The organism is Lactiplantibacillus sp. YT640 (assembly GCF_049745435.1).
Lineage (GTDB): Bacteria > Bacillota > Bacilli > Lactobacillales > Lactobacillaceae > Lactiplantibacillus > Lactiplantibacillus plantarum.
Map to the genome: position 1 here is coordinate 1 of NZ_JBMNVY010000037.1, position 16,702 is coordinate 16,702.

General features: G+C 46.5%; 11 protein-coding genes, 1 tRNA gene and 1 rRNA gene. 9 read left to right on the forward strand and 4 right to left on the reverse strand.

Annotated features, from left to right (window positions below; genetic code table 11):
• Together rrf and ACOV1R_RS13960 are read left to right on the forward strand one after the other, a co-directional pair.
• A 5S ribosomal RNA gene (gene rrf, locus ACOV1R_RS13955) occupies window positions 1-84 on the forward strand; the annotation flags it as partial.
• A 104-nt stretch (window positions 85-188) separates the two neighbouring features.
• Window positions 189-261, forward strand: a tRNA-Thr gene (locus ACOV1R_RS13960).
• A gap of 277 nt (window positions 262-538) precedes the next feature.
• On the opposite strand, the gene ACOV1R_RS13965 is transcribed toward ACOV1R_RS13960, so the two are convergent.
• Window positions 539-1,438 (reverse strand): LysR family transcriptional regulator, encoded by a 900-nt coding sequence (locus ACOV1R_RS13965; RefSeq protein ID WP_015380775.1) that lies wholly within the window; start codon window positions 1,436-1,438, stop codon window positions 539-541.
• 121 nt (window positions 1,439-1,559) lie between these two features.
• Here ACOV1R_RS13965 and ACOV1R_RS13970 point away from each other — a divergent pair, with 121 nt between their 5' ends.
• Together ACOV1R_RS13970 and ACOV1R_RS13975 are read left to right on the forward strand one after the other, a co-directional pair.
• The gene (locus tag ACOV1R_RS13970; RefSeq protein WP_054519398.1) at window positions 1,560-2,423 is read left to right on the forward strand and encodes an aldo/keto reductase; all 864 of its coding nucleotides are present in this window, start codon (window positions 1,560-1,562) and stop codon (window positions 2,421-2,423) included.
• An 18-nt stretch (window positions 2,424-2,441) separates the two neighbouring features.
• On the forward strand, window positions 2,442-3,308 hold the full coding sequence (locus tag ACOV1R_RS13975; RefSeq protein WP_015640852.1) for an aldo/keto reductase: 867 nt from the start codon (window positions 2,442-2,444) through the stop codon (window positions 3,306-3,308).
• 229 nt (window positions 3,309-3,537) lie between these two features.
• Here the strand turns inward: ACOV1R_RS13975 and ACOV1R_RS13980 are convergent, their stop codons facing one another.
• Both ACOV1R_RS13980 and ACOV1R_RS13985 read right to left on the reverse strand, forming a co-directional pair.
• On the reverse strand, window positions 3,538-3,993 hold the full coding sequence (locus ACOV1R_RS13980; protein WP_015380772.1) for a MarR family winged helix-turn-helix transcriptional regulator: 456 nt from the start codon (window positions 3,991-3,993) through the stop codon (window positions 3,538-3,540).
• Window positions 3,994-4,282: 289 nt separating this feature from the next.
• Window positions 4,283-5,719: an APC family permease gene (locus ACOV1R_RS13985; protein WP_054519388.1), complete on the reverse strand. Its 1,437-nt coding sequence runs from the start codon at window positions 5,717-5,719 to the stop codon at window positions 4,283-4,285.
• 192 nt (window positions 5,720-5,911) lie between these two features.
• Here ACOV1R_RS13985 and ACOV1R_RS13990 point away from each other — a divergent pair, with 192 nt between their 5' ends.
• The 4 genes from ACOV1R_RS13990 to ACOV1R_RS14005 all read left to right on the forward strand — a co-directional run bounded on the left by ACOV1R_RS13990 (window position 5,912) and on the right by ACOV1R_RS14005 (window position 13,548).
• Window positions 5,912-6,685, forward strand: a complete 774-nt coding sequence (locus ACOV1R_RS13990) for a type I 3-dehydroquinate dehydratase (protein ID WP_021357476.1) — start codon at window positions 5,912-5,914, stop codon at window positions 6,683-6,685.
• A 5-nt stretch (window positions 6,686-6,690) separates the two neighbouring features.
• Window positions 6,691-6,912, forward strand: coding sequence for a hypothetical protein (locus tag ACOV1R_RS13995; RefSeq protein ID WP_003642528.1), 222 nt, complete (start codon window positions 6,691-6,693; stop codon window positions 6,910-6,912).
• 467 nt (window positions 6,913-7,379) lie between these two features.
• Window positions 7,380-10,406, forward strand: a complete 3,027-nt coding sequence (locus tag ACOV1R_RS14000; protein WP_072540780.1) for a BspA family leucine-rich repeat surface protein — start codon at window positions 7,380-7,382, stop codon at window positions 10,404-10,406.
• Window positions 10,407-10,428: 22 nt separating this feature from the next.
• Window positions 10,429-13,548: a bacterial Ig-like domain-containing protein gene (locus tag ACOV1R_RS14005; protein WP_027822869.1), complete on the forward strand. Its 3,120-nt coding sequence runs from the start codon at window positions 10,429-10,431 to the stop codon at window positions 13,546-13,548.
• 171 nt (window positions 13,549-13,719) lie between these two features.
• On the opposite strand, the gene ACOV1R_RS14010 is transcribed toward ACOV1R_RS14005, so the two are convergent.
• Window positions 13,720-14,166: a flavodoxin gene (locus tag ACOV1R_RS14010; RefSeq protein WP_003642531.1), complete on the reverse strand. Its 447-nt coding sequence runs from the start codon at window positions 14,164-14,166 to the stop codon at window positions 13,720-13,722.
• A gap of 226 nt (window positions 14,167-14,392) precedes the next feature.
• On the opposite strand from ACOV1R_RS14010, the gene ACOV1R_RS14015 reads away from it, so the two are divergent.
• Window positions 14,393-16,546, forward strand: a complete 2,154-nt coding sequence (locus ACOV1R_RS14015) for a hypothetical protein (protein WP_027822871.1) — start codon at window positions 14,393-14,395, stop codon at window positions 16,544-16,546.
• Window positions 16,547-16,702 lie beyond the last annotated feature (156 nt).

The window sequence follows — 16,702 nt, forward strand, 5'->3', positions numbered from 1 at the left end:
CCCATGTCGAACACAGAAGTTAAGCTTCTTAGCGCCGAGAGTAGTTGGGGGATCGCTCCCTGCGAGGGTAGGACGTTGCCATGCAGCCTAAGGAATCGTTAATTCGATTTCTTTTTTTTACGTTGAATGTCAACCAGTACAGTTTGAATTTAGACATGCTTTTGGTATACTGGATAGGGTCAATTAACGCCGTTTTAGCTCAGCAGGTAGAGCACTTCCATGGTAAGGAAGAGGTCGGCAGTTCAAATCTGCTAAACGGCTTGCTGTTAGAAGATGATTGGCGTGGAATGCTTGTTTAACTGTTTTTTCTGCAACTAATCATCACATTAGGGTCCATGTTTAAGATTAAGACTTGAACGAACCAAACTTAATACGAAAAGAGGTCCACACGCTCGCATTAGATTAGCTAAGCGAGCGTGTGGACCTCTTTTGCTATCAAGAACTGGGAGGGCGAGCTTCAACCAGTATATACCCCCTGTGATTGAGCGTAACACTTCATTTTGCAGTTTTAGACCGAACGGCTTAACTATGGTAGCTGCTAGGGCGTGGCAGTATGCTTGAGATTGGCTGGCCACGCGGCTTCAAATTGCTTGAATAGGGGCATTAATGATTGTCGATTGCTAACAAGATAATTGACATAGATTGGCATGTGAGCACGAGTATCGCTAATCGGGATAGCGACTCGATTGTCATCATCGGCTTGGCTATCTAGCTGGTGAGGCGCCAATGCGGTAAAGTTAGTACTGAAGTACGGGAAATCGGAGTATTTAGTGATTTCTGTAAAGGCCGTGCGTTGGGGTTGGTATAAGAATTTAGCATCTGGGATGGCCTGCTGAATAATATCTTTCCAAATACCGATTGCGCTTAGAACTACGAAGCTAATTCCCTTAAGTTCGGCGAATGTGATACTAGGTTGGTTCGCACGGTACATGAATCGCTGTAAATGGACCACGAGATTTTCAGTACCGATGAAGCGAGATTCAATGCCGGCCGTCAGAATTTCCTGATTAGAGAAAATGAAACTTGCCTGGCGGTTAATGAGATGCTCAGTGATTTGGTCGTCGGCAATCAATGGTTGCCTAACTCGCAATGTATTAGGTAATACCGTTTTGAGATGGGTGAGTAAGGCAAGTGGACCAGGTAGGGTGGTTTCGACGGTACGTGTGACTAAGCTTTGCTCGTAGTTTTGTATTTTGGTTACAAAAGTCCGTTGTTGTGTCAATAATTGTTCAGCTTCCTGAGCGGCTAACTGGCCAGTGGGCGTCAGTGTAATTCGATTGGGTTGACGATCAAATAAGCGAACAGCGAGCATCGTTTCCAATTTCTGCATGCCGCGAGTGATAGTTGGTTGCGTCACGTTTAATGCGGCCGCGGTCTTAGCCAGCGTGTGCTCGTGGGCGAATGTGATCAGCTCTTCTAATAAATAATTTTCAATCATCAGGAACCTCCGTTACTAGTATGCGCTATATGTATACTAGTATGAATAAGTAGTAATTTTCAAGTATTAGGTTTGCGGGTATGCTTGTTATTGTAATCAAATAGTGAAAGGTTGATGCGTGATGGTTCCAACAACGAAATTAAACAATGGTGTGGTTATGCCCCAATTGGGATTCGGCGTGTTCCAAGTCCCTGACCTGAATGAATGTGAAGCAGCGGTGACCGCGGCCTTAAAGGCTGGTTACCGTTTAATTGATACGGCAACGGCATACCGAAATGAAACCGCAGTGGGGCGGGCAATTCAAAAGAGTGGTCTTAGACGTGATGAACTCTTTGTCACTTCCAAGCTGTGGGTCTCAGAATTCACCTATGAACGTGCAAAGCAAGGTATTGATGCGTCATTACAACGTTTAGGCGTAGACTACTTGGACTTGTATCTTTTGCACCAACCTTATGGCGATGTGATGGGTGCTTGGCGTGCTTTAGAAGAGGCTTACCATGCTGGTAAGATTCGCGCAATTGGTGTTTCCAATTTTTATGCGGATCAGCTAAAGAACTTGGAACTGACCATGTCCGTGCAACCAGCTGTCAATCAAATCGAGGTCAATCCATGGTACCAGCAAGCAGACGAGGTCCGCTTTAATCAAGGTGAACACGTACGGGTTGAAGCTTGGGCACCGTTTGCAGAAGGTAAGCATGCGATTTTCAGTAATCCAAGTATTCAAACTATCGCACAGGCCCATGGTAAGACGACCGGACAAGTCATCTTACGTTGGCTGTTGCAACGCGGGATTACGGTGATTCCAAAATCAGTGCATCCTGAACGTATGGCTGAGAATATCGCTGTTTTTGATTTTGAATTAACAGCTGCAGAAATGTCAGCAATGGCCGAACTTGATCAGGGCGTCAGTCAGTTCTTTGATCATCGTGATCCTGTGACAATTGAACAGATTTTTGGCGCTAGTTTACGACAATTACATGAATAAGTTAAGGAGTGATTATTAATGACAAAAACACCAACTATTACGCTAAATGATGGCCGCGCGATTCCAGCAATTGGGTTTGGCACTTTCCAGATTCCAGACGACGGTTCCACTTATCAAGCAGTCAAAGAAGCATTGGCGATTGGTTATCGACACATTGACACAGCCGTGGCCTATTTTAACGAAGACGAAGTTGGTCAAGCTATTAAGGATAGTGGGATTCCACGGGACCAAATCTGGGTGACGAGTAAACTTTGGCTCCAAGACTACGGCTTTGATGCAGCCAGTTGCGCCATCGATCGTTCGTTAACTAAGTTGCGACTAGACTATATTGACTTGTACTTAATTCATCAACCTTATGGCGATGTTCCGGGTGCATGGCAAGCAATGGAAGCAGCCCAAAAGGCCGGGAAATTAAAGTCGATCGGTGTTTCCAATATGACACCAACGTTGTGGCAAAAATTTGTGCCACAATTTGAAACGATCCCTGCAGTCAATCAGGTTGAATTTAACCCGTACTTTCAGCAACAACCCTTGCGCCAATTACTCGCGGCACAAGATGTTAAATTAGAAGCTTGGGCGCCCTTGGGTCAGGGCAATCAAGCATTATTCAAAGAACCAATCATTCAACAATTGGCTATTAAGTATCATAAGGATGCTGGTCAAATCATTCTTAGATTTGAACATCAAGAAGGCGTGATCGTCTTTCCTAAATCAGTGCACAGTGCACGGATCAAGAGTAATCGGGATATCTTCGACTTTGAATTAACTTCGACTGAGATGGCCCAATTACGAGCTTTAGATACCGGTAAAGGTCACCACGACCCAGATGCGCCAGGGGTTTCAGAACAGTTGTTGCATGCCTTTGACGTGCATGCAGATGACTAGCGGCAGAGCCGGCCAAGTCGCGGACGAACGTACCGTAGTGTAAGCTGCTTTGATTGTAACTGAAAATTAACGACGCCATGGACGCTAGAATCACTAGCATCCATGGCGCCGTTTTTTGATTAAGGCCTTTAAAAGCCGTAACTTGAAATGGCGACGAATAAAAATCAGCTTACTAAAATGGGGCACGTTACGACTAATGCCGAATGATGAAGCTGAGGATGGCTGGTTATTAATCGCTGGCGGGAACCTCATTATTGATAATTTGCTCGTTAAAGTCAGTGAAGATGCCTAGCAGGGTCTTCACCCGTTGCGGGCCCAATTGAGTCGTCCACTGGTGAACCGTTTTGTGCATGGTGGCCATTAGTTGCTGATCTAGGTGACGGCCGGTAGCCGTTAAGGAAAGTCCTTTTTGGCGGCGATCAGTGGCATTAGCCTGTTGCTCAATGTATCGATGTTTGAGGAGGACTCCGATTTGGCGTGAGATTGCGCTGCGTGAGACATGGTGCTGATGTGCGATCTCCATTAATAATAGTGGCTGGGGGCTTTGACCTATTTCATGCATGATTAAAAAAGCGTCAAAGGTAAGATGTTGCGTGGCCAGTAGTGAATTTAAGCGAGTATTCAGGTAACGAGAGATATTGGCATAATCGGTCAAAAACATGTCGAGAGCGTCGACGGTAGCCATAATAAGAACCTCCTTGAAGAGCGACTGCTTGGTAAATTTGGATTGACTATATTCACTAAGAATCATACCGCTAAACGTGTAAAAAGTGTAAGATTGTGAGCCGCAAATTAGTGACTGAAATGTTACGTGAACACGCATGCCTACTAGCAACGGTTGGTAATACCAAAACCATCGCTGACAGTTTTTTGCGCTGTCAGCGGTGGCGAATAGATTATCGATCAACGTTACAAAAAAGTCAGTGAGTCCGCAGGCGTAGAGCGACGATGCGGGCGTAAAGATCGGTGACGCACTAAGCGGTTTTAGTGCGATGACGACGAGCAATCATCGGCAAAATCATCCCTAAGGCAACAAAGATAATTGGCGTTAGAATATTTAAAGTCAGTTGGAAGAGCCAACTGCTAGGATTGCTAGCGTAGGAAGTCTTTGGAACCATTCCGAGGATGCAAGCAAATGCTGTAAACAGGAAGCACCAAGCACCGACCAAACGGCCAGCGACTGGGTTTTTCAGGAACTTGTAATCACTCTTGAATTCCTTTAAGTGCTTGTTGAGTAGCATGTAAGCTAGAAAGACCCACAGGTAGCGCATCGGCATTACGACCGAATTTAAGTTCAATAACCAATTAAAGAGTTCATTCATGTTTCCAATCCCTAATGCAGGAATGATAATGAGAGTGCTGACCAAAACCCCAGTTAAGATGTAACCGTTGACGGGCACATCCTTCTTGTTCATTTTACTTAATTTTTTGGGAATAAATTCAGGGTCGGCATCACCAAGCAAAATCTTCAATGGCGCATCGATTGAGAACGCTAAGGCGGAGATTTGGGCAAGCACATTGGCAATTGCGTAGAGGATCAAGAACAGATTGCCCACGTGGTAGAAGGCACCTAGTCGTTGAAACGCGTAGTAAGCACCGTTGGCCATCAAATCAGCGGGAATGTGCTTGGAGTTAAACAGAATCCCCATGGCAAATGAACCCAGCAGGGCACAGATTGCGACCATACCTGCGAGCACTAACATGCCTAACGGAAACTCACGTCCCGGATTTTTGGTTTTATTAACGTACGGCGAAATCTTTTCAGATCCCCCGACCGCGAAGACTAACATTGAAACGGTCGTAAAGTAGGTAAAGTCAAACTTAGGTAAGTAGGACTTGAGTGAAAACATGTTCGGTGTCTGAACAGTCGCCTTGGTCATAAACGGTGCTGATACGGCCAAGATGATGAATAAAATCGACATGATGAACATCCCCGTACCAGCAACGCTCCCGATGCGTTTCAGTGTCGTTAGTCCCAATGAAGCAATCCAGAGGAAGAATAAGAATAGCACTAAACAAATGGCTTGAACGACTAACGCAGGTGTCGTGTTGACGAAGTTCCCATTACCGCGGAACAGCCAGCTGAATGCAATTAGAATCCCTTGGGGTTTTTGTGCTAAGTACGGAATGTGCACGATCCAATAAGTCCAGGCAGCATAGTAAGCTAGGCGCTTGGTACTCGTTGCTCGAATCCAAGATGAGACGCCCCCCTCAGCATCCTTAAAGGTCGAACCCAGTTGACCCACAATCAAGGTGTAGGGAATAAAATAAATAATCATGATCAAAATCCAAGAAGTGACGACTGAAAGCCCTTGTAACGCAAAATTATTGACAACGTTACCTAGGCCCCAGACCGCCACGAATGCAATTAAAGCAATGTTGGACCATCGAAGTTGTTTTTCGTTTTCCATGTTGAACTCCTTTGTGAGCTAAAGTATGCTTAATTGTAAGGCCAAACTGAAAGCGATGCCAGTATTAACAAGTTAATATTAAAAGCGCTTTAAATTTTAAGTCAAAAAATGAATTTTGAGTGTCAAAACAGCGAAAATTTGCTATTGTTAAGAGTAGATAAAATTTAACGGCAACGGACGCGCATTGTTCGAATGAAAATGAAAGCAGGAATGGTCTTGAAAGAAGTTACAGTTGGGGAGTTAACGTTAGCGACAGGGATGCCTAAGATTGGTGTTGTTTTAGCGGGGGCCACACGGGAGGACCTCTTGCGTAAAGCGGGGCAGATTTTAACTTCGGTGGCACAAATTGTTGTTTGGCGGTTAGATCCTTATCAGGAATTGGATAACCGTGCGGAGTTAGTCAATACAGCGGCCCAATTGCAACAAGTTTTGGGGACGATTCCATTAATTGCCATGTTTGGGCTGGCAAACGATCCAGCTGAAGTGACCGAATATTATCAAACTTATCAAACATTAGTGAATAATCGAAGCGTGGCTGGCGTGGATATTGACTTAGCCATGGTCAATCAGCCAGATTTTATGACGTTGACCAAACAGATGCGTGACAACGAAATTCGGTTAATTGCGAGCCAGACCGTCACGACAGCAACAACTGACGATTTATTGGCGACTTATCACGAATTAGCAGCAACTGGTGCTGATGTCGTGCGGGTGACAGTGGCTGGACATGATGCACAGACGGTGTTGGCATTAATGGCGGCAACTGAGCAAGCACGGCAGCAATTAGTTGTGCCAATCGTGGCAACGGCGACGGGCAAGTTTGGTCGTTATAACAGTGTCTGCAGTCAGTTGACGGGGTCGGCAGTTGCCTTTGGACACGTCGGCCGGGTCGGTGATCAAAGTCAATTAGCAGTGAGTCAGGTCAAACAGGCGTTACAAATGTTGGCACCACTTGAAGGGGCGTGAAATCAATGCAATGGCGATCGTTTTGGCGGCATACCCGGACGATTTTTGAAACGTTAGTCATCTATTTCTTACTGATTCAAGGGCCGTATGATTTGTGGATCGGCAAGGTGGGCTATCGACTTAGTTCGTATTTAATTGATATTGTGGGTATCACGGTGCTGTTTGTCATCGTTGAGCTAGTTTATAATGCGATTCGACAAATCGTTGTGAAACGACGATCCAAATGACTCGGGGCCGAGTGACAATTATCGTATCTACTAGCTCATGATTACGCGGGGGGAGTCTTTCGATTCAAATTAGGGAAATACGCTATTAGAATGGGTAAACCAGGTCTTGAGCAGTAATATTGCTCAAGGCTTTTTTGATGGCCGGGGATTACTGGAAGACACTGGTCAGTCGCCATGGTGACAGCTGACCGGTGCATGATGCAACTGTCAGTATGGTGAACGAATAGTGGTGGTCGAATACTAAAACGACCAGAATTAATGAATCACCACGATGAAAACGATTGCAGAAATAGGGAGTTGATAATTATATTTTTGCGATAAACAAGCGGATTAATCATAATGATAACAGGTTAATTAGAATTGTGATAATCAGTTGAGCATTATGAGGGTACCATGGTATATTTAAAAACCGTAAATGATGTACTAGTTAAACACGATAATCAAATATAGTAAGAACACTTTATTTAATGAGATTAATCGTTAGGTCAGTTAGGTTGTTTTTGAAGAAATGGGGAATTACTATCAATTACCGTGAATCAGAAGTGAAATGTTATAAAATGTATAAAAGTGGCAAGATGTGGTTGTTTGCGAGCGCTTCACTATTATTGTTGAATACTCAACTGTTAACCGCACATGCGGATGAACCAACATCTGCATCGACTAGCGAAACGAGTGTCGTAGCGACTAACGGTGTGTCAATTCAAAATCAAGGTAGCAGCAATCAAACACTGGCAAGTTCGGTTTCTAAAACGGATAACGTTGTCGTGGCTAATGATGAGAACGCTTCGATTACTAATCAGACGGTAATCGATGCACAGCCAGCTACTAATGACGAGCCGCAATCCGCTGCATCAACGGCTGCGTTGAACGGGACATCTGGCGCGCCCAATAGTGAGGTAGCCGCTGATTCGATGGCAGCAGTGAACGGACTAAACACGGTAGCGCCCGCGACGAACAGTTATGAAGCATCACGGACTGACGATCTGTTCAGTAATGCCGCAGAATCGACTGTTAGTGAACAACAGCCTGAAGCGAGTGAACAGTTATTACTCGATACTGCTGACGCGTCAGAACGTAAACCCGCCGCTGACTTGCAACATGTTGAGCAGCATCAGCTGGTAGATGACCTTAAGGTGGAGTCACAGCACGTTGATACTCGTGCTGTGACTAGGGCGGATGAGGATGAAATGTCTGGTAACTTTGGCGTTGATTGGCACTTTGATGCCAGTACAGGCACGCTAACGCTGAACGGGGGAACGTTAAATAACAGTTATGGGGATAATCCTTGGCGTCGCAAGTCTTGGGCGCCGATGATCAAGTGTATCGTGATTGCTGACAAAATTGTTGCCGGTACTAACATGAATAGTCTGTTTGCGAATCTTGACAGCGTGACGCGTTACGAAGGGTTAGAAAAGATTGATACCAGTGCTGTGACCAACATGCAGTCTCTGTTCAAAGAAAATACCTCGCTAGAGCGACTGGACTTGAGTGCTTGGCAAGTCGGCAATGTGACCACAATGGTGAACATGTTTATGGGGAACTTCATGGGTACTGAACTTAAATACCTTAATCTCAGTGGCTGGGATACTCATAATGTCGCCAACATGCAAAATATGTTCCAGTTCAACGGCCAACTTCGAACTATTGACGGTTTGACTGACTGGGATACGCGCAGTGTGACGACGATGGCTAACATGTTTGCGCGCACAGGCGTCCGTCACTTGAATCTGACGAGCTTTGATTCAGCCAGCCTGGTTGAAATCGATGGTGCCTTTGCGCAGATGTCCGATTTGGAGCGTATCGAATTCGGTACGCAGTTTACCGTCGCTAAAGTCACTCAAATCAATAGTTTGTTTAATGATGATGCCAAACTAAAGGTGCTCGACTTGTCCCATTTCAATATGCAGAGTGTTGAACAAAACTGGCAAATGCTAGCTGGTTTGACAAGTTTGCAAACGTTGACACTTGGTCCGGGACTTGATTTTAGTCAACACGGCACGCAACCCTTAGTTGATTTACCGGAAGTGCCTAAGAATAGCAAATATACCGGCAAATGGGTCAACGTAGCTGATAGCTCGCAAACGTTTACGAGTGCTGAACTCCTGGCGCAATATTCGGGAAACCACGCTGACACGGCGACGTTTGTCTGGGAAACCGTCTCTGCGGCCGCGATTACCGGTAAAGACAGCACGCTCTTCTTGAATCAAAAATGGGACTGGACACAAAATATTGCGCAACTAGTTGATCAAAATGGCCAGTTAGTTGATCCAGGAGTCTTGTTCAGTACAGACCCCCAAGCGGTGACAGTTAGCGGTGAGCCTGTTGACACCAGCCGGCCAGGGTCGTATCACGTGATACTAACTTATGCGGGTCGGCAAACAAACGTGGTTGTCACGGTTGTGGCTAATCAAAGTCAACTAAATTTGCATGCGCAAGAAGTTGCGGTTGAAATTGATCCCGCAACGGGAAGCGCTGTCTGGCGCCCACGGGATAATTTTGCGAGTGCAACGGATGCAGATGGCCGTTCAGTGGAATGGCAGAACGTGACGGTGCTTGGAGAACCAGACTTAACACGGCCGGGGACATATGAGGTCGTTTATCAGTTCACTGACTTGACCGGACAGTTAGTCACGGCGACAACGACCGTCACGGTGACTGAACAAGAGGCTGACGTTGAAGACCTGACAGAACTGGTTGTTCAAGATACAACGGTGACAGTTGGCGACCACTGGCAGGCGGCAGACAACTTCGTAAGTGCCAGTGATGCGACGGGACGGCCATTAACACTAGCGGACTTAGTTGTGATTGGTGACGTTGACACGACGCAACCCGGTACTTATGAAATCACGTATCAATACACGAACGCCAATGGCCTGCAGTGGACTCAAACAGCCACCATTACGGTAGTCGAAGGTGCTGGCAATGGTGAAACGCCGTTACCGGGAGAACCAGCTGAACCGGAGTTACCGGAAGAACCAGGAACACCCGAACAGCCTGAAACCCCTGAAACCCCTGAAACCCCCGAAACACCAGGGGAACCGTCAGCGCCAGGGACACCTGATCAACCAGAACTGCCGGAAGTTCCTGAACAATCAGAACAACCGGGAACTACTGAACACCCTGATACTAGTGATCCTAACAGTGGTTTAACGGGCGCAAACGCTGGTTCCAGCAGTCAAAGGGAGCAAGCAGACACGATAGTGCGACCAGAATTTAACGGTGGTTTAGAGAAGCAAGTGACCACGGTGTTTCGTGATAACTTGAAACTGAATACGGCTGAACGCAATGAGGACGGAATTGATGCTAAACGTTATGCTAAGGCTGATACAGCTAAACCGGAAGTGACTATGGCCCCAGTCAGCCATCCAGCGTCAGTAGCTGGTGAGCTACCGCAAACTAGCGAACAAGTTAATCGCTTCGGGTTGCTGGGACTCATGATGTTAATGGTGACTGGTTTAGCCAGCATCGTCGGCATTAAACGTCGGCAAGGTTAATTAATAAAGGAGTGAGAAATTAATGGAACAAGTGAAGAAACGGTACAAGATGTACAAGAGTGGTAAGGTGTGGTTGTTCGCTGGAATCACGCTCGTTACGTTGAACATGAATGTGGTGACGGGACGAGCAGATGAATCAACACACGTAGAAGCATTGACTGAACCGGCAGTGGCAACTTTGTCTGAAGGTAACGCTGAGCAGCAATCCCCAGTAACGGACGCCATGGATGAATCCGCAATGAGTGAACTGGTAACTGAAGCTCAACCAATTAAAGTGCAGGCCGCTGAAGAACAGTATACTGATGAGATTGTCAATCAATCTGATGATGAGCATGCGAATTCTGATCAGGTCAGTGTACCGGTCACGGATCAAGTTGACAGTGAGACCCCCGTTCCGTCAGACGAACATACTGCAACACTTGATACGCATCCGAACCAATCGACAACTGATGATTCTGAACAGCCAGTTAGTGCCGACGAGCAGTCGCAAGATATTGACACGGATAGTACTGCAAAAGTCTTGTCGTCGCAGCATAAAACGGAAACCATCAATGAGCGGGGAAGCGGTGATTTGGCTGGCGTGATTCGAAATCCAGAACGCCCACATCTCACGGATGGTTATCGCAACGATGATATGGAAGACGATGACTCGATGGCCGGCATCTGGGGTGCTGGTTACAACGCCGATGGCATTAAATGGCATTTTGACGCGGATTCTGGTGTGTTAGTGTTGGACGGTGGCGATATTTACGATTGCTATGGGGATAGTCCGTGGCAATCAAAATCGTGGGTGTTACAAATAGTTAAAGTTGTGATTTCAAAGCCAATTCGCATTATAGGTGATAGTGGGGGCTTCTTTGAAAATTTGACGAATGTTGAACACTATGAAGGGCTTGAAAAAATTGATGTTAGTTCTGCGACGGATTTAAGATATTTCTTTTCAGAAAATACGCATGTTAAGGAGCTAGATTTGAGCAGCTGGCAGGTGGGAAATGTGACTGATATGTCTTACCTGTTTTTCAATTCTCCAGGGACTAGCCAACTAACGACAATCAATATTTCAGGGTGGGACACTCGTCGAGTAAGTGAAGCGGACTACATGTTTGGTCCCAATGAAAAGTTAACTCGTATTATTGGTATCGAGAATTTGAACTTTGAAAGCCTAAAAGAAGCAGGCGGTTTGTTTATCAAAACGGGGTTGTCGGAGCTAGACTTATCCAAATGGAAGACTGATAGCCTTGACAATATGGCTGCTTGGTTTATGGACATGCACAACTTAACCAGTGTTAAATTCGGGTCTCAGTTCAAAACAGATCAGGTTACTTGGATTCATTTGCTATTTTCAGGATGTTCCAATTTAACTGAGGTGGATCTATCTGGTTTTAATTTGCATCGCGTTGAACAAAATCTCGACATGTTTGCGGGATGTGAGCGTCTACAAAAAATTACACTTGGTCCGGATACTGATTTGACGCCAGCCAAAATCGAGTCGGTTGGGCTAATGGACATTGAAGCTAATGACCAATATACCGGTTACTGGATAAATGTAGCCAATCCCCAGCAACGGTTAACTAGTGCTGAACTGATGAATCTGTATTCAGGAAAAAATACGCCGATTGGAACCTACATCTGGGAAGCAAACCAAGCAGTTATCGATGCCAACGACATTACCCTGGAAGTTGGCGATGATTGGAACTGGACGGACAGTATCGAGAGTTTAACCGACCAATTTGGTCAAAAAGTCGATGTTCAGGCCCTCTATGTGGCTAATCCCCAGGCTGTGAAACTATCGGGTGACCGAGTAAATACAAGTCAGCCGGGTACTTACCAGGTCACTTTCAAGTATGCAGGTAAGACGGTCACTGCTTTGGTGATCGTGAAAGCTGACCAGACAAGTTTGACTGTCCATGATACAGAGTTACACGCTGGTGGCACTTGGCATGCGCAGGACGGTTTTGACGGGGCGACGGATAAAGACGGTCACGCCATCGACTTTAACGATGTGACGATAACAGGTGAAGTGAACACCATGGTTCCGGGTGATTACCAGATTACTTACACGTATGGTAGTCAGACGCAGACGATTACTGTAACTGTTAAGGAAAACCAAGCCAGTTTGAACTTATATCAAAACCACGCAACGGTGCATACGGATGGGCAGGGAACCAGTACTTGGCAGCCCCAAAGCAATTTTCAGAATGCCACTGATAGTGATGGTCAAACGTTAGACTGGTCGGCCATTGAGGTCGTTGGAACGCCAGATTGGACTACAGCCGGGGACTATCGGTTGACGTATCAATTTACTGACAAGACTGGTCAGTTGGTGACGGCAACGATGACGGTAACGGTGGTTATCGAGGAGGCCGACGAACAGGCGGAATCCCAAAGCGATTTACAGATTCATGATTCAACTATTACTGTCGGTGAGTCGTGGCAACCAAGCGATAATTTAGTCTTGGCTACGGATGTTAATGGCGGTGAATTGTCGCTTGCTGACCTAGTCGTAACTGGCACGGTCGATACTAATCAAGCCGGTGTTTACCAGGTGACTTATCAGTATACGGATGCGAGTGGTCAAGTTTTCACTCGCGTGGCAACAGTCACGGTCGTTGCGGCGAGCGATGGCGATACGAATACTGAACAGCCAGGCGCTACCAATACCAATGACGATGTGAACGGCGGCTCGACTGGAAGTATCGATGGTGATGATCAAGCAGAAATACCTACGGATGATGCTGACCAGATGGAGGGTGATGCGGCTGACGTTGATGCAAATGCAGTTATTGATGACGCAACACCCGCGGTTGGCACGAATCATGGAAAGGGTGCGGATCGTAATTCTGGCATGCAAACGACGGCTAATGGGGCTAAATCAGTAGTCACTTCATGGCCGCATCGGAGCCAGACGTCCAACACAGTTAGTTCACAACACGCGCAAACTATCGTTGCCGGTCATCATCAAGAATCACGGCCGACTGAATCAGCTTCGGTAGCTGTTCAGCCCGCAACGGCCAAACTCGGCACATCGGCTTTACCGCAAACTGGTGAAGCGCCAAGTCGTGCAAATGTGATGGGAACAGTGCTATTGGGGTTGACCATGTTCGGTAGTTGGCTCGGATTTCGGCGTGTGAAACGCCATTAAACAACGTGCTCGAAATCGTAAGGACTGAATAAAAGTGATTACGGTGATTGTGATTTTCGGTATCAGCGTCAGGATGATGTGTCGATAACAGTTAATAAAAGAAACGCTTCAAGAATTAGTCATGAATTCTTGAAGCGTTTCTTTGTTATTCACTCAATCAAACTAGTCAGGTTACTGAACTTTAGCAACGAGTTGTTCAGTAAATGCATCCAGGGCTTTTACATCATCAGCTTCTGGTGCAAGGTTAACGAACACGTCCTTGGCACCCTGAGTAGCTCCAGCCTTCTTTAACGCGTTACTGAAATCGGTGACGGCACGGCAATAATCATCATCATAGAAAGTATCGCCAGAGCCGGCACAGCCGTAAATCTTACCGGTTAAATCCAAATCCTGTAAGTCCTCGTAGAAGTCGAGTCCCTCTTCAGGGAGGGCGCCCTCATCGTAGGTGTAAGGGACGACAACACAAATATCAACATCGTTGAATTCAGTTGCGTCGGCTTGCGAGATTTCTTCTTTGGCAACATCGACCCCAAGTTTTTCGAATTTTTCAGTAATAATATCGGCAACGTCTTCGTTGTTACCGGTAATGGTAGCAAAAATAACTTTCGCAGTAGCCATATGAACTCCTCGCTTTCAAATATCTTGATAAGCCGATTATAGCAGAGTTTTAACCTTAATTTAAGGTATTGGGCAGTTATTCACAAATCCGCTTGACCAGTGGTTTCTCAGTAGCCAATTCCATGCTATAATTTAACTATTAATGGTTATTTTACCGAAATTGATAAAAATTTTTGGTCGGCGCTTAACCAGGAATCTAATGTAAATTATAAATTGGCGAGGAGCGTTGGTTTTGTCTAGAAAAAATAAAAAAGAAGGATTGGGTAGACGGCTCTGGAATTCGATTACTGAGCCAATTCCCGACGATGATAGTACTGAACAAGATAATGAACAGATCCCCTTGGCCTATGATCTGAAAGACTCGGCCGCATCAAAGGCGGACGAAGCCGAAGCAAAATCAACGGTCAATATTCCCCGCTCGACGGCGAATAACAGTGCCGAAAAGCAACCTGTTGACGCAGTAATTGAACCAGAAAAGGTGGCTAAAAAAGCGCGCCATTCCGGAGACGATCGCCAGGCTGCAAAACAATCGACGGCACCCGTCAAGCATGGGGCGACTAGTGCGGTTAAGCAAAAAGGCTCGGCTGGTTCTCAGTCGTCGGCAAAGGCGGAATCCGCGCAAATAACTAAAAAGTCCGCCGCAACTAAACCGGCCTCAACAGCAAGTCAGGCGGCGCCAAAGACGGCCAGCGCGGTCTCATCACAGGCAGTAAGTGACCAGCGTTTCAAGCACGCAGCTTCGACGACAGCTAGTGCGGCTCAATCGGCACCAGCGCGGGCCGCTAAGGAAGCGTCACAAGCAACCAGCACCGCAGTGTCTGATCAGAAGCGTGTGGCTAAAACAACAGCAAGTACCAAGGTTCATCAGTCGGCGGCAACGTCGGAAGTTCCAATGACGCGGATGGCCCGGCGTGCTAGTCAGGAAGCTGCCAGTCAGGCCAAGACGCACAGTCAACAGTCTAGTGCTTCGACATCGAGTGCCGCGGCCGCCGCATCTGCGGTAGCACAATCCACGGCCCCGAAGTCCACAGTCCCCAAGTCAGCGACATCAAAGGCTGCTGTATCTCAGGCCACGGCCACAACCGCTAAGGATCCGCAAGCGACTGCTGCTAAACAGCCGAAGGTCGAAAGGCGCATCCCAGCTGATCATATTCCACCGGTTGCTCGTAAACAGCAACCGCGGATTGCGGTCAAGGGGACGGAACAAGCGGATGATGACACGCAGCCTGAGTTACCATTATCACGTGAAGAGTTGTATGGTGATCAGCAGCCCAACGGTGGCAAGCAGCCCAATAAGCCAACCATGTCACGGGTCGCTCGGCACGAAGAACAGCGGGTACCACATGATGATCAGCCGGATGACGACCGTGACTTTTCTGAGTTAGAAACGGATGAAAAGAATCCACATCTTAAGAAGCCAGCTCGGCGCTATAACTGGAAGTTGATGTTGGCTGGTGTTGCGATTCTGGTTGTTGCTGCTGGTGGAGCTTTCTTCATGTGGAACCATGGGCAAGCCACTCAAGCTGCGGCACGAACCAATGCGGAAAAGATCGTGGACCAAGTTTATACATCATCAGCCCAACGGGACTTGCGGGCGAGTGCCTCAAGCTCGACTTTGACCAAGTTGCAAAATAATATTGATAATATGAAGGATTCAAGTGAAAAGACCCGTTTGCAGAAACAGCATGATACGGCTGCTAAGATGTTGACGGTCCGGACTAGTTACCAAGATTTACGCAACGCTAAGGGGTTACTTAAGACCGACGTGACCATGGACACCATTACTAAGGGTCAGCAGCGGTTGACGACTGCTGGCTTAACGAGTAGTAAGCCGTACTTTGCTAAGAAGTATGACAAGTTGTTTACGACAACGGGAAAAACGGTTAAGAAAGTGGTCAGCTATGATGCTGATTTTCAAAAATTATATAACAAGAAAAATAAACTCAAGGCTTCGACCCCGTCAACGACAGTCGATAAAGTACTTGCAAACCTGAAAGCTTATCGCAAAAAGTCGCAGTTAGCGGCCGATGATTACCAGAAGTTGATTACGGATCGCAAGAAGTTGGCGAAAGCGAATAACGCATCGTCTTCAACCTCAAGTTCGAGCACGTATAGCTATAGTGAACCAGAATCATCGTCGAGTTCATCATATTCGACTTATAGTGAAAGTAGTGACAACAGTAGTTCGGCTTCAACGCATAGTTATAGCAACGATACGGACACGAGCTCGGCAACGTCAAGCTCAAGTACGCCTAGCTACAGTTATAGTGCAAACACCGATAGTAGCTCAACGACGAATTATGGAGATACGTCTTCAACAACGACCGGTGGCACTGCTTCTTCTACAGATGGTTATAGTACGGCAACGGGCAATAATTAATTTTTGGGGGTAACAGACCAGTAAACTTGATGATCGACTGAAAATTTAAAAACCGGCCAGCTTAATTAATTCGGATATACTCCTCTTTGGGTAGACAAGCAAATAATCAAAGCTTGCCTACCTAAGGAGGAGTTTTTCTATGGGCAGAAAAGGTTC